Annotated in this window: 11 protein-coding genes and 1 other RNA gene; 4 read left to right on the forward strand and 8 right to left on the reverse strand. The window is 75.6% G+C overall.

All coding sequences use genetic code 11. The annotated features are described in order from the left end of the window. Window positions 1-8 precede the first annotated feature (8 nt). The 5 genes from rnpB to ACZ52R_RS03805 all read right to left on the reverse strand — a co-directional run bounded on the left by rnpB (window position 9) and on the right by ACZ52R_RS03805 (window position 4,252). An RNA gene (gene rnpB, locus ACZ52R_RS03785) (RNase P RNA component class A) lies at window positions 9-406 on the reverse strand. 13 nt (window positions 407-419) lie between these two features. Further along, window positions 420-1,925 (reverse strand): MFS transporter, encoded by a 1,506-nt coding sequence (locus ACZ52R_RS03790; protein ID WP_465752637.1) that lies wholly within the window; start codon window positions 1,923-1,925, stop codon window positions 420-422. A 73-nt stretch (window positions 1,926-1,998) separates the two neighbouring features. Beyond that, complete coding sequence (locus ACZ52R_RS03795) at window positions 1,999-3,495, reverse strand: RNB domain-containing ribonuclease (RefSeq protein WP_465752639.1); 1,497 nt, start codon at window positions 3,493-3,495, stop codon at window positions 1,999-2,001. A gap of 41 nt (window positions 3,496-3,536) precedes the next feature. After that, window positions 3,537-3,917 carry a type II toxin-antitoxin system death-on-curing family toxin gene (locus ACZ52R_RS03800; protein ID WP_465662819.1) on the reverse strand — a complete coding sequence of 127 codons (381 nt, stop codon included), beginning with the start codon at window positions 3,915-3,917 and terminating at the stop codon, window positions 3,537-3,539. Further along, window positions 3,914-4,252 carry a hypothetical protein gene (locus ACZ52R_RS03805; RefSeq protein WP_360492707.1) on the reverse strand — a complete coding sequence of 113 codons (339 nt, stop codon included), beginning with the start codon at window positions 4,250-4,252 and terminating at the stop codon, window positions 3,914-3,916. Before ACZ52R_RS03805 ends, ACZ52R_RS03800 begins: the two co-directional genes overlap by 4 nt. A 171-nt stretch (window positions 4,253-4,423) precedes the next feature. Between ACZ52R_RS03805 and ACZ52R_RS03810 the strand changes: the two genes are divergently transcribed. Further along, a complete protein-coding gene (locus ACZ52R_RS03810) occupies window positions 4,424-4,876 on the forward strand; it encodes a DUF3995 domain-containing protein (protein ID WP_465623625.1) in 453 nt (150 codons plus the stop codon). Between the two features lie 10 nt (window positions 4,877-4,886). Next, window positions 4,887-5,672, forward strand: a complete 786-nt coding sequence (yaaA, locus tag ACZ52R_RS03815) for a peroxide stress protein YaaA (protein WP_465623626.1) — start codon at window positions 4,887-4,889, stop codon at window positions 5,670-5,672. Window positions 5,673-5,759: 87 nt separating this feature from the next. On the opposite strand, the gene ACZ52R_RS03820 is transcribed toward yaaA, so the two are convergent. Genes ACZ52R_RS03820 through ACZ52R_RS03830 form a run of 3 tightly spaced genes read right to left on the reverse strand, consistent with a single transcriptional unit; the run spans window position 5,760 to window position 8,504 of the window. After that, entirely contained in the window at window positions 5,760-6,896 is a 1,137-nt protein-coding gene (locus tag ACZ52R_RS03820) for a bifunctional RNase H/acid phosphatase (protein WP_465623628.1), read from the reverse strand. A gap of 4 nt (window positions 6,897-6,900) precedes the next feature. Further along, entirely contained in the window at window positions 6,901-7,644 is a 744-nt protein-coding gene (locus ACZ52R_RS03825) for a zinc ribbon domain-containing protein (protein ID WP_360492719.1), read from the reverse strand. Window positions 7,645-7,667: 23 nt separating this feature from the next. Further along, the gene (locus ACZ52R_RS03830) at window positions 7,668-8,504 is read right to left on the reverse strand and encodes a Nif3-like dinuclear metal center hexameric protein (protein ID WP_465623630.1); all 837 of its coding nucleotides are present in this window, start codon (window positions 8,502-8,504) and stop codon (window positions 7,668-7,670) included. 435 nt (window positions 8,505-8,939) lie between these two features. Here ACZ52R_RS03830 and lanL point away from each other — a divergent pair, with 435 nt between their 5' ends. Continuing rightward, on the forward strand, window positions 8,940-11,927 hold the full coding sequence (gene lanL, locus ACZ52R_RS03835; protein ID WP_465752641.1) for a class IV lanthionine synthetase LanL: 2,988 nt from the start codon (window positions 8,940-8,942) through the stop codon (window positions 11,925-11,927). Further along, window positions 11,924-13,894: an alpha/beta hydrolase family protein gene (locus ACZ52R_RS03840; RefSeq protein ID WP_465752643.1), complete on the forward strand. Its 1,971-nt coding sequence runs from the start codon at window positions 11,924-11,926 to the stop codon at window positions 13,892-13,894. Before lanL ends, ACZ52R_RS03840 begins: the two co-directional genes overlap by 4 nt. The last annotated feature ends 133 nt before the right edge of the window (window positions 13,895-14,027 follow it).

Genomic DNA, 14,027 nt, shown 5'->3' on the forward strand with positions numbered 1-14,027 from the left:
ACCGGCGACGGAAGAGTCGGCCTGTACGCCGGGTTCTGTCTCCCGGGTTGCTTGCGCGGCCCGGGGAGGCGGCCATCCATCTAGGGCTGCCGTTGCCGACAGCCTCGTGCGGTCTACCCGCGGACTCGGGCGAGCAGCCTTCAATCGTCCGCGCACGGCGCCCGAGGGCGCCGATCCTGACCTTGCTCCAGGTGGGGTTTACCTAGCCGGCCGGGTCACCCCGGTCGCTGGTGGTCTCTTACACCACCGTTTCACCCTTACCCACCACGAAAGCGGTGGGCGGTCTGTTTTCTGTGGCACTGTCCCGCGGGTCACCCCGGGTGGGCGTTACCCACCACCCTGCTCTGTGGAGCCCGGACGTTCCTCGGCGGGTCTGGTGACCCGTCGCGACCGCCCGGCCGACTCTTCCGCCGTAGTGGTCATCGTAGCCGCTCGGGCGGCGCCTCCCGTACATCGGACCGGACGGCCGGGGGCTCGCCGCCGAGGCGGGCGGCCACCCGGGCGGCCGTCGCGCTCGCCCAGGCGGTGGTGGTGGCCAGGCCGAGGAGGAGGATCGCGCCGCCGAGGCCGACCAGGATCCACCAGCCGGCGTGGCTGGCCGCGGCGAAGCCGGTCGCGACCGGGCCGACCACGGCCGAGGTGACGACCGTGCCGATCACCGCGACGCCCAGGGACTGGCCGATCTGACGGCTGGTCGAGGCGACCGCGGCCGCCACGCCCGCCTGGGCGCGCGGCATGCCGGAGACGGCGGCGTTGGTGATCGGCGCGTTGACCATGCCGAAGCCGAAGCCGAACAGCGCGTAGGCGACCAGCAGCAGCACCGCCGGGGAGTCGGCGGAGAGCCGGGTGAGCAGCACCCCGCTCGCGGCGAGGCCGAGCCCGGCCGCGACCAGCGGCAGCCGCGGGCCCCGGCTGCCGACGATCCGTCCGGACAGCGGCGCGCAGACCAGCATCAGCCCGGCCATCGGCAGCGTCCACAGGCCGGCCTCGACCGGGCCGTAGTGCCGGACGTCCTGCAGGTAGAGGGTGTTGAGGAAGAGGAAGCCGCCGAGGGCGGCGAAGGCGCAGACCGCGGTGACGGTCGCCCCGGCGAACGGCGCGCTGGCGAAGAACCGCGGGTCCACCAGCGGCTCGGCCACCCGCCGCTCCCACAGCGGGAAGGCGACCAACGCGGCCACGGCGGCCGCGGCGAGCGCGAGGATCAGCGGGGAGGTCCAGCCGTTGCCCGGGCCCTCGATGATCGCGGCGGTGCCGCAGCCGAGCAGCACGACCATCAGCAGCTGCCCCACCGGGTCGAGTCGGCGCGGCCGGGGCGAGCGGGACTCCGGGACGTAGCGGGCCGTCAGCACGATGGCGGCCAGCGCGACCGGGACGTTGATCAGGAAGATCGACGGCCAGCCCGCGCCGTCCACCAGGAAGCCGCCGAGCAGCGGGCCGAGCGCCATCGAGATCCCGACCACGCCGCCCCAGACGCCGATCGCCTGGGCCCGCTCCTTCGGATCGGTGAAGGTGTTGGTGATGATCGACATCGCCACCGGGTTGAGCATCGAGCCGCCCACCGCCTGCAGCGCCCGGAACGCCACCAGCCACTCCAGGCTCGGCGCCAGGCTGCACAGCAGCGAGCCAAGCGCGAAGCACACCAGCCCGGTCTGGAACACCCGGCGGCGGCCGAACCGGTCGGCCACCGAGCCGAACAGCATCAGCAGCGAGGCCAGCACCAGGGTGTAGGCGTCGATGATCCACTGCAGCCCGGACGCCGGGGCGTTCAGGTCCCGCTGGATCGCGGGCAGGGCGATGTTCACCACCGTGTTGTCCAGGCCCACGATGAACAGGCTCAGACAGCAGATCGCCAGGACGAGCAGACGGCGGCGGCGCCCGGACGCGGGCGCGGGCGCGAGGGTGGAGGACTGGGGGGCATCAAGCACGCACCGATCCTCCCACCCCGACCCGGGGGCGGGGTGGCGGGACGGACCGTACGGGTGGCGGACAACAACCCGGTCATACCGCTGCGAAGCGGACGGTCCGGGTGGTCGGGTCGGCCTTCGTCAGCCGGACGTCGATCACCCGGCCGAGCGGCAGCCGGCCGACGGCGCCGTGCGGGCCCTCGGCTGTGCCCGGGCCCGCCTCCGCGCCCGGGGCGTCGCAGCGGGCCCGGACGGCGGGGTCGCGCAGCTGCACGGTGCCGACGGCGGGCCGCTTCTCGTCCACGTCGATGACCACCGCGGAGAAGTCCTCGCCCTCCCGGCCCGCCAGCAGCTCCGCCTCCACCAGGTCCACGCAGGCGCGTTCGACCTCGCCCGCGCGGCGGTCCCCGCTCGCCATCAGCGCCGGCACGGACGGCAGCGCCTCTCGCGTCCACTCCGGCACGTCCTCCCCCGCTGCCACCGCCGCGCACACCTCCTGCGCGAAGCGGTCGCCGAGCCGGCGCAGCGGCGCGGTGCAGTGCGCGTACGGGGCGGCGAGCGCGGCGTGGCCCGGCTCGGCGGGCGCGGGCAGGCCGCGGGACTCGTCGAAGGCGTGGTAGCCGGCGCCGCGCAGCAGGCTCGTACAGGCGTTCAGGAAGGCGGCGTTCAGCGGCACGTCCGGGTCCAGGGAGCGGATCAGCTCCGGGTACGGGAGCGCCTGCGGCCAGTCCACGTCCAGCGCGGCGGCGATCCGGCGCAGCCGCTCGTACCCGGCGGCGGGCGCGGCGGGCAGGGTGCGCAGCAGGCCGACGCCCGCGTCCAGCATCAGCTCGGCCGCAGCCATGCCGGTGAGCAGCGAGATCTGGGCGTTCCAGCCGTCGGCGGGGCCGGGCGCGCGGTAGCCGAGGACGTAGCCGTGCAGGGTCTCCTCGACCTCCTGTTCGGGCACCGGCAGGCTGATCCCGCCCCGGGCTCGTTCCTGTTCCTCGCGCAGCCGGCCGACGGTGGCGAGCAGGGCGAGCTGCTCGTCGGCTCCGCCGAGGTCCACCGCGCGCTCGACGGCGGCGTAGTCCAGGCGGCGGTGTGAGCGGACCAGGGCGCGGCGCAGGTCGGCGAGGACGACGGCGCCGTCGGCGTCCAGGTCCAGCTGCCAGAGCAGGGCCGGCCGGGGCTCGCCGGGCAGCAGGCTGGCGGCGTCCTCGGAGATCCGGGTGGGGTGCAGGGGGATCCGGTGGTCGGGGAAGTAGAGCGTCTCGACCCGGCGACGGGCCTCGGCGTCGATCGCGCCGCCGGGGCGCACGAAGGCGGCGACGTCGGCGATCGCGTAGTACACCCGGTAGCCGCCGCCGGCGCGGTGGGTGAGGTGCATGGCCTGGTCGAGGTCGCGGGAGCCGGGCGGGTCGACGGTGAACAGCGGCAGGTCGGTGGCGTCGTACTCGGGCAGCCGGGGGCGCTCGGCCGCCTCCTCCGCCTCGGCCAGCACCGCCTCCGGCCACTCGGTGTGGATCTCCAGGCGGGTGCGGAGTTCGGTCAGCTCGGTGTTGATCCGGGCGGAGTCGGCGGCCTTGACGCGCAGTTTTCGGCGAGGCATGGAGGCAGCGTAGGGCGAATCGGGTGATTCCGGACGGAGGCTCAGCGTCCCAGCAGGGACTTCAGGTCCTTCGCCGCGAGCGCGACCGCGTCGTCGTACCCGCCGGTGGCCAGCCGCAGCATGAACGCCACGGCGTCGTCCGGGTGCGGGTCCGTGTACGGCTCGCCGTTGTAGTCCAGGAACAGCAGCATCGCCTCGAAGGCGGTGCGCTTGTTGCGGTCGATCAGGGGGTGGTTGCGGGCCAGGCTCTGCCCGAGGGCGGCCGCCTTGGACCACAGGTCCGGGTAGGCGTCGCCGCCGAACAGGCTCGCCTGGGGACGGGCGATCGCCGAGAGCAGGCCGCCGAGGTCGCGAATGTTCTCCGGACCGCCGGCGAGGTAGGTGACGTCCTCCGGGTCCAGGTACTCGGTGTGCGTCGTCACAGGTCCCTGAGCCTCTCCAGCGTCTCCGCGTTGGCGGCGCGGATCCGGGCCACCATGGCCGCCCGGCGCTCGTCCTTGCTCGGCCGGGCCTGCTCGGTGAGCGCCTCCGGCACCTCGGACTGGCGGACCTCGAAGGCCAGCTCGGCGGTGTCCGACCCGCCCGGCGCCTCCGTCACCCGCACCCGCCCGGCCATCACCGCCTGCGCCGTCGCCCGCAGCGCGAACTCCAGCGCCCGCCGCGTCTCCTCCGGCAGGCCCGCGGGCAGCCGCACGGACAGGGACTCCTCCACGGCATCGCCGTCGTCGGGTACCAGGTCCAGGGGTCGCAGGGTCATCTCGATCACTCTCCTCGCTGCTCACGGTAGTGGCGGGCGCGGGATGTTCCCACCGGTTTGCCCCGCCGCCACCGTCTCCTTCAGGGGTGGCGGCCCGGCGGGGCGGGTGGGGCCCGGTGTAAAGGCTCGTACGGTGGGCGCACAGGGAATTGCGCGAAGGGGGTTCGGGCGATGAGCGGTGTGGTGAGAGCGACCGGGGTCGCGGTGTCGGGGGCGTTGGCGGTGACGGGGGCGTTGCACGCGGTGTGGGCGGTCACGCCGTGGCCGTTGCGGACGCCGGAGGAGTTCGCGGACACCGTGGTGGGCGCGGGTGAGGGGGTGCCGCCGGCGGCGGCTTGTGTCGCGGTGGCGGGGCTGCTGGGGGCGGCCGCGTACCTGGTGGGGGCGGAGGCCGGGGTGCTGCCGGAGGCGGGGTCGCGGCGGTTGCGGCGGGCCGGGGTGCGGACGGTGGCCGGGGTGATGCTGGCGCGCGGGATCGGCGGGGTGGCGCTGTTCGGCACCGTGATCGAGCGCTCGGAGCGGTTCACGCGGCTGAACCGCCGGTACTACTCGCCCCTGTGCGTGGCCTTGGGAGCCGGAGCGGCCGCAGTAGGGTGGCGGGGTTCGTCCGCCACAAACTGTTGAGGAGTCCGCTGTGCTGGTGCTGTTGCCGCCCTCGGAGGGCAAGGCCGGGTCCGGGGACGGCGGGCCGGTGGCGCTGGACCGGCTGTCGCTGCCCGGGCTGACGGCGGCGCGCGGGGCCGTGCTGGACGCGCTGGTGGAGCTCTGCCGGGGTGACGAGTCCACCGCCGCCGAGGTGCTGGGCCTCTCCCCCGGCCTGCGCGGCGAGATCGCCAAGAACGCCGGCCTGCCGACGGCGGGGGCCCGCCCGGCGGGCGAGGTGTACACCGGGGTGCTGTTCGACAACCTCGGCCTGGCCACCCTGGACTCCGCCGCGTACGACCGGGCCGAGCGCTCGCTGCTGGTCTTCTCCGGCCTCTGGGGCGCGGTGCGGATCTCCGACCGGATCCCGTCCTACCGCTGCTCGATGGGCGTGAAACTCCCCGGGCCGGGGGCGCTCGGGGCGCACTGGCGGGGCCCGATGGCCGCCGCGCTCCCGGAGGTGGCGGACGGGCTGGTGCTGGACCTGCGCAGCTCCGCGTACGCGGCGGCCTGGAAGCCGGCCGGCGAGGTGGCCGCCCGGACCGCGACCGTCCGGGTGCTGCAGGAGCGGGGCGGCAAGCGCACCGTGGTCAGCCACTTCAACAAGGCGACCAAGGGCCGACTCGTCCGGGACCTGCTGGTCGCCGGGGCCGAGCCGAAGACGCCCGGCGAGCTGATGGACGCGCTGCAGGAGCTGGGCCACCGGGTGGAGCTCGCGGCGGAGGGCACGGCCCGCAAGCCGTGGCAGCTGGACGTGGTGGTCACCGAGGTGCACTGAGCGGCGCCGACCCGGTGCACCCCGGGCCGACGCGGGTGCGCGGCCAGCCGGGGCAGGAGCGCGGCGGTCAGCGCAGGTGCGCGGTGATCAGCGCAGGTGCGAGGTGTCGTTGAGCAGCCGCAGCGAGGCGTTGCCGTCCGCGTAGTACTGGACGGCGCAGAGCGAGGCGGCACTCAGCTCCATCCGGTACATCGAGTCCGGCGGTGCGCCGAGCGCCAGCCGGACCAGCGTCTTGATCGGGCTGACGTGCGAGACCACCAGCACGGTCTTCCCCGCGTACCGGGCGATGATCTTGTCCCGGGCGACGCCGGCCCGGTGGGTGAGGGTGGTGAAGCTCTCGGTGCTGCCGGTCGGCTTGGCCTTGGCGGAGCCGAGCCAGGCCGCCAGGTCCTCCGGGTGGCGCTCCTGCACCTCGGCGAAGGTCAGGCCCTCCCAGTCGCCGAAGTCGACCTCGCGCAGCCCGTCCTCGTACCGGACCTCCAGGCCGAGCCGGGCGGCGACGGTCTCGGCGGTCTGCCGGGTGCGGCGCATCGGGGAGGCGACGACGGCCTGGATGCTGCCGCGCGCGGCGAGCGCCTCGGCGGCCCGCTCGGCCTGCCAGCGGCCCTTGTCGGAGAGCTCCGGGTCGCTGCCGCCGCTGCCGGAGAAGCGCTTCTCCGGGGTGAGCGGGGTCTCGCCGTGGCGCAGCAGGACGAAGGTGGTCGGGGTGCCGAGGTCGGCGGGGGCGGCCCAGCCGGCCTTGGGGGCGGCGGTCTCCAGGGGCGGCTCGTCGGCGACGGCCGGGGCCTTCGGCCTGGGCTCCCACTGGCGCCCGGCCTTGCCCGCGTCCATCGCCTCGTTGGCCAGCCGGTCGGCGTCCTTGTTCCGCTCGCGGGGGATCCAGGTGTACGTGACCCGGCCGCGCGGGAGGACGGTCCGGGCCTCGGCGGCCAGCGGCTGCATGTCGGGGTGCTTGATCTTCCAGCGCCCGGACATCTGCTCGACGACGAGCTTGGAGTCCATCCGGACGTCCACCGAGGCGTCCGGGTCGAGCTCGCGGGCCGTCTTGAGCCCGGCGATCAGGCCCTTGTACTCGGCCACGTTGTTGGTGGCGTGGCCGATGAACTCGGCGGCCTCCGCGACGATCTGCCCGGTGTCCCCGTCACGGACCACCGCGCCGTAGCCGGCCGGCCCCGGGTTGCCCCGGGACCCGCCGTCCGCCTCGACGATGAAGCGCGCCGCCACCGAATCAGACGCCCGAGTCGGCGGTGCGGACCAGGATCCGCGAGCAGTTCTCGCAGCGGACGACCTTGTCGGCCGGCTCGGCCTTGATGGCGTTCAGCTCGGTGATCGAGAACTCGGTGCGGCAGCCCTCGCAACGGCGCTGGTAGAGGCGGGCCGCGCCGACGCCGCCCTGCGTCTCGCGCAGCTTGGTGTACAGCTTGAGCAGGTCGGCCGGGATGACGGCGGCGATGGTCTCGCGGTCGCGCTTGACCTTGTCGGCCTCGGCGTCGATCTCGGCGAAGGAGGCGTCGCGGCGGCCCTCGGCCTCGGTGAGGACGACGGTGGAGTGCTCCAGGCGGGCGGACAGCTCCTCGACCCGGGTCTGGGCGCTCTCCTGGCGCTCCATGATCTCCAGCACGACCTCCTCGAGGTCGCCCTGGCGCTTGGCGAGCGAGCCGATCTCGTGCTGGAGGTTCTCCAGGTCCCTCGGCGAGGTGATCGCGCCGGAGTCCAGGCGCTGCTGGTTGCGGGCGGCGCGGGTGCGGACCTGCTCGACGTCCTGCTCGGCCTTGGTCAGCTCGCGGGCGGTGTCGCCCTTCTGGGCCTCGGCGGCGACGACGAGGTCCTTGAGCGCGGTGTGGTCGGCGGAGGCCTTGTCGATCTCGGCGTGCTCGGGCAGCGTCCGGCGCCGGTGGGCCAGCTGGTCGAGCTTCGAGTCGAAGGCCTGGAGGTCGAGCAGGCGGGTCTGGTCGGCGGGCGCGGCGTTCAAGCGGAGAGCTCCTGTGAATCGGGTCAGGCGGTGAAGGACATGGGGGCGTGCGCGGTCCACGGGTCGGTGACCCGGTGGGAGACCTTGGTCTCCACGGCCCAGCCGCCCTTGTCGGCGGCGGACTGCAGGGCGCGCTCGGCCAGGCCGAGCCAGGGCCACTCGGTGGCCCAGTGGGCGGCGTCGACCAGCGCGACGGGCGCCGCCTCGGCGGCCTCGGAGGCCGGGTGGTGGCGCAGGTCGGCGGTCACGTAGGCGTCGACACCGGCCGCCCGTACGTCGGCGAAGAGGCTGTCGCCCGAGCCGCCGCACACCGCGACCCGGCTGACCAGCCGGTTCGGGTCGCCCGCGACGCGGACGCCGGCGGCGGTGGCGGGCAGGCCCTTGGCGACCTGCGCGGCGAACGCGGACAGGGGCAGCGGGGGCTCCAGCAGGCCGATCCGGCCGGTGCCGCGACGGCCCAGCGGGTCGGTCGGGTCCGGCACCAGCGGGCCGGTCACCCGCAGGCCCACCGCCTCGGCGAGCGCGTCCGAGACGCCCGGGTCGGCGTGGTCGGCGTTGGTGTGGGCGACGTGCAGGGCGATGCCGTTGGTGATCAGCGTGTGCACCACCCGGCCCTTGAAGGTGGTGGCGGCGACGCTGGTGGTGCCGCGCAGGTAGAGGGGGTGGTGGGTGACCACCAGGTCGGCGCCCCACTCCACGGCCTCGTCGACGACCGCCTGGACGGGGTCGACGGCGAACAGGACGCGGTTGACCTCGGCCTGAGGGTCTCCGCAGACCAGGCCGACGGCGTCCCAGGACTCCGCCCACTGCGGCGGGTAGACCTCTTCGAGCGCGGTGATGACGTCGGACAGTTTCGGCACCTGTCGAGACTACCGTGCGCGCGGGGGCGGTCGGGCCTCGGCCGTTCGCCGCACCGGTCGGCGCGCCCCGTCGCGGCTGTTCGGACGGGGGTGCCGCCGGCGTACGGATGCGCGTCAACCTGCGGCGGAGGCGCGCGTGCCGCCCCGCGCGGGCCGTGCGCGCCGGTGCGCCCGGCGCCCACTGCTCACATCGGGGCTCTCGTACGAATTCGAAACCGCCTTTGGACCACCCTTACGAGTGAAGTGACCGGCTCGGCGTTGAACCGCCGGTTTTCTCGAAACTAACTTCAGTCCTGCGAACGGGAGTTGCCCCAGTCGCCCCGGCTGACGGGCGGGGCGGGCACCCCGTCGGCGCGGGCCTGGGCCCCGCCGATCAAGAGGCGCGGCCTCATCGCCCCCGGAGGGGCGGCAACAGACGAAGGGATGTGGTGGCGAATGAGCGCGGGCACATCGCTGCGTGCTGCCGGGGGCCAGGGGTCGGCGGGGCGCGGACCGGATGCGGCCGGTTCGTGGCCGGAGTCGACGCGGACGGCGCTGGCCGGTGCCGGCGGCCGGGGAGGCGACGGCGGCTGGAACATCACCGTCGGCGGCTTCTGGTGCACGGCCAGGCCGTCCGCGTCCTCACCCCTGCCCGAACAGGGGTGGAAGCTCCATGTGAGCGCGGCGTCGGTGGTGGGCGAGGAGGTGCTCTCGGCGGTCGTCCGGGTGCTCGCCGAGGACCCGTGCAGCTTCAAGTTCGCCGCCGCGCAGGAGCGGCTGAGCCAGCTCAACTCCCGTAACAGCGACCGGGGTTCGGCGGGAAAGTTCATCACCGTCTATCCGGCGGACGACGCGCAGTTCCAACGGCTGGCGGCCGAGCTCGACCGGGCCACCGCCGGGCTGCCGGGGCCGGTGGTGCTCTCCGACCGCCCGTACCGGCCCGGGAGCCGGGTGCACTACCGGTACGGCGCGTTCGCGCTGCCGGCGGAGCTGGGCAACGACGGGGAGTACCGGTCGGTGCTGCGCGGGCCGGGCGGGGAGCGGACCGAGGACGTGCGCGGGGGGTCGTACCGGGCGCCGGGGTGGGCGCGGGATCCGCTGCGCGCCGAGGCCGGTTCGGCCGGGGCTTCGGGTGCGGGTGCGGCTTCGGGCAGGCGGAAGGGCGGCGTGCTGCTGGCCGGGCGGTACGCGGTGACCGCCGCCGTGCGGCACGGTGCCAAGGGCGGGGTGTTCCTCGGCCGAGAGGCGTCGAGCGGCGCCGAGGTCGTGGTGAAGCAGGCCCGGGCGCACATCGAGGTCGACCGCGCGGGCACCGACGCCCGCGACGCGCTGCGTCACGAGGCCGCGCTGCTCGACCGCCTGGACGGGCAGGACCTGGCGCCGCGCGCGGTCGAACTGATCGAGCAGGACGACTCCGTCTTCCTGGTGCAGGAACGAATCGCCGGACAGCCGCTGGGCAGCTGGGTCACCGCCCGGCTGCGACGCGACGGCAGCCCCGACGTCGACTGGGCCGAGGCCGGGCCGGTCGCGCACGCCCTCCTCGACCTCGTCGAGCGGGTGCACGCCCAGGGCCTGGTGCTGCGCGACCTCTCCCCCGGCAACGTCATGGTCCGCCCGGACGGCACGCTGCGGCTGGTCGACCTCGAACTGGCCGCCGAGGTCGGCCGGGCCGCCGGATCGGCCGGCACCCCCGGCTACCGCGCCCCCGAGCACGGGCCCGGCCGGCTCGCCCCCGCCGGCAGCTGCGTCGCCGACCCGGCCGTCGACCTGTACGCCCTCGGCGGGCTGCTCTTCCTCCTGGCCACCGGCCACGACCCGCTCCTGCCGGACGACCTCCCGCAGGCCCGCCCGGTCGCCGAACGCCTCGGCCGCTGGCTCGCCCTCGCGGCGCGGACGGGAACGACCGCGCGCCGCCTGGCTCCGGCGATCCTCGGGCTGCGGGCCGAGGAACCGGAGCAGCGGTGGAGTGTCGCGCGGGTGCGGGAGTCGCTGCGCGAGGACGCGGGCCCGGGGGGCCGCGCCGCGCGACCCGCCGCCGTCACACCGCTGTGGCACGCCTCCACCCGGCACGCGTCCGCCCGGCAGGGCGCCGCTCGGGCCGCCGCCGCTCCCGGGGCCACCGCTGACGACGCCCCGCCGCCCGACCGCCTCCTGCTCGACCGCCTCCTGCACGACGGCCTGCGGCACCTCGCCGCCACCGCCACGCCGGAGCGGCGGGACCGGCTGTGGCCCGTGGTGCCCGCCGGTGAACGCACCGATCCGTGCAATGTGCAGCACGGCGCCGCCGGGGTGCTGGCCGTGCTGGCGCGGGCGGTCGCCGCCGAAGCGCTGCCGGGCGCGGTACGGGCGGAAGCGGCGCGGACGGCCCGGACCGCCGTGAGCTGGATCGAGCGGCGCATCGCGGCCGAGCCGGTGGTACTGCCAGGGCTGCACTTCGGGCGGTCGGGGACGGCCTGGGCGCTGCTGGACGCCGCCCGCGTGCTGGGCGACACCGCGCTGGCCGACCGCGCCGCCGGGCTCGTTCGCCGGATCGCCGTCGAGTGGCCCAACCCCGATGTCTGTCACGGCGCTGCCGGCGCCGGATTCACCCAACTACGGTTCGCCGCAGAAGACTTCGATACTCCGGACTTCCTCGACCGGGCTGCTCGCGGCGCCCGCGCCCTGCTCGCCGCCGCCCGCCGCGAGCCGTACGGGACGGTCTGGCCGGTGCCGAGGGACTTCGACTCGGCGCTCGCCGGGATCACCCATCTCGGCTTCGCCCACGGCGTGGCCGGCGTGGGCGCCTTCCTCCTGGCCGCCGCCGAGGCGACCGGCGACCAGGCCCTGCTCACCGGTGCCGCCGAGGCCGGGCGGACGCTCGCCGCGACCGTACGGTGGAGCGATCGGCAGAACGGCGAGCAGCAGAACAGCGAGCGGGGCACCGCGCAGGTCGACGGGCAGGGGACCGCCTGGTGGCCGCAGAGCGCGGCCGATCCGGAGCACATCCGGCTCGCGCACTGGTGCAGCGGCTCCTCCGGCGCGGGCAGCTTCCTGCTGCGGCTCTGGCGCGCCACCGGCGACGCCGAAGCGCTCGGCCTGGCCCGCGCCGCCGGCCGTGCCGTGCTGGCCGCCCGCTGGCACAGCGGGGTGAGCGCCTGCCACGGGCTGGCCGGTGACGGCGAGTTCCTGCTGGACCTCGCCGAGGCCACCGGCGAGCCCGGATTCCGTACCGGAGCCGAGCAGTTGGCCACCCTTGTCGCCGCCAGGGCGGCCCTGCGCGACGGTCTGCTGGTCCTCCCGGACGAGACCGGCACCGGCTGCGCCACCGCCTACGGGACCGGCACGGCAAGCCCGTTGGCCTTCCTGCTGCGACTGCGCCACGGCGGCCCCCGGCTCTGGCTGGACCCGGTGCCGCCCGCCATACACCAACTCCCGTCCGCTGGATGCGAGGTGAGTGGAGCATGAACGTGGCCATCCGGACCATGACACAGGCCCTGCGCCGGCTGAGCTTCACCTTCGCCGCCGACGGCAGTCACGCCGCCTGCCTGGCCGCTTCCGCCGACAGCGGCTGGTACGTGGAGAGTTGGCGACTGCCACAGGACGGCACGCCGGCCGCGCCGCTCGCGCTGCCGCTGTCCGGCAACCGCTCGGAGAGCCTGCGCTCGCAGCTGGTCGCGCTGCCGGACGGCTCGGTGCTGGTCTGCCGGCACGACGGCGAGCGGCACGACCTGGTCCGCCTTCACTACGGCGAAACCGCCACCGTGGAGCAGCCGTTGGCCTCCCTCCGGATGGCCGGGCTGCGTCTGCTGCCGCTCCCCGTGACGGCCGGCGCCGACCCCCGGACGCCGGTGGCGGTCGCCCTCGGCACCGACACCCGACCGGCGACCACCGCCTGGCTGGTCCGGACGGACGGCAGCGAGCCCGAACGGGTCGCCGAGATCCCGGGATTGCACGGCGGCGGCGCCTGGCTGGACCACACCGGCGCGATGCTCGCGCTGGACCGGGTGAACGGCGGCCTGGTCCGCAGCGTGGTGCTCGACCTGCGCAGCGGCACCACCACCCCGCTGCTGGAGATCGGCGAGCGCAGCAACGACCGCCTGGTGCTGTTCGACCCGGACAGCCGGTTCGCGATCGTGCGCAGCGACGCCCCCGGCACCGACCGGCTCGGCTGGGGCGTCCTCGGCGGCGGCGCGCCGCTGCGGTTCCCGGAATGCCTGCACGTCGCGGGCATGTTCCTGCGGCCGGTGGCCCTGCGGCGGGGGGCGGACGGCCCCCGGGTCGCGGTGCAGATCGACCACGGTGCCGGGTCGGCGCTCGCCCTGTGGCGGCCGTCCGCCGGGCGGCTGGACCCGTTGCCGGTGCCGCCCGGGCGGCTCGGCGCGGTCGGGCACTGGGACGCGGCGGGGCTGCGGCTGCCGTACTCCTCCCCCGACCACCCGGCGGCGCTGGCCACCCTGGACGTGGACGCGCTGCTGGCGCACGGCCCGATGCCGCTGCCCCTGCAACTCGCGCCGCTGACCTCGGGATTGCCGGGCCCGTGGCGGGGCACCGTTCTGCCCTGGCAGCCCGGCGTGGCGCCCGGCGTCCGGACCCCACCGCCCGGCTGGCGGCTGGACGGCAGCACCCCGCCCGGCGAGGGCGGCCGCTGGAATCCCGCGCAGAGCCTCGAACTGGCGGGCCCGGCCGGTCCGTTGGAGGCCGTGGTGTACGGCGGCGACACCTGGCTGAGCAGCCCGCACCTGGTGCTGGCGCTGCACGGCGGCCCGGCCGACGCCTGGCGGCTGGAGTTCGACCCGGCACTGCAGCGGATGGCCGCCGAGGGCCTGGCGGTGGTCGCACCCAACCAGCGCGGTTCCACGGGCTACGGCGTCGCGCACGCGCTGGCCATCCGGGGCGCCTGGGGCGGGTCCGACCTGGACGACGTGCTGTACCTGCTGGACGGCATCGCCGGGCAGCGCGCGGCACTCGGCCTGGAGCCGCCCGCGCTGTTCGGGGTCAGCTACGGCGCGTTCCTGGCGCTGCTGGCGGCCGCGCACGCCCCGGCCGGGCAGGTCTCCCGCTGCGCGGTGGTCGCCCCGTTCCTGTCCGGCGCCCGACTGCTGGCCGAAGCGGCGCCCCCCGTACGGGCGTTGACCACCCGGCTGGGCGGCGGCGAGCCGATCGCCGACGCCCGCGGCCCGCGCGACGTGCTGCAGCTCGCGCACCGGCTGAGCGCACCGCTGCTGGTGGTGCACGGCAGCCGGGACGAGGTGGTACCGGTCAGCCAATCGCGGTCACTGCGGCACGAGTTGCTGCGGATCGGCCGGGTCGAGGGCGAGGACTTCCGGTACGTCGAGGCGGCCGGGTCCGGGCACGAGGTGCTCGCCGAGGAGGGCGCCGCCGTCCTGCACGAGCTGCTGGCCGCGTTCCTGCGGACCGGCCGACCGGGCTGAGCCGCCCGCATCCCGCAGACTCCCGGGCCCGCCGAGGCCCGGGCACACCCCCGACGCGGTGGATGGAGACCGCCCGGGGTGCGACACCCGACGCCCCGCACGCAGAGCGCGGCGGGCGTGACCTCAAGGGGAG

This window comes from Kitasatospora sp. NPDC034023 (genome assembly GCF_055575795.1).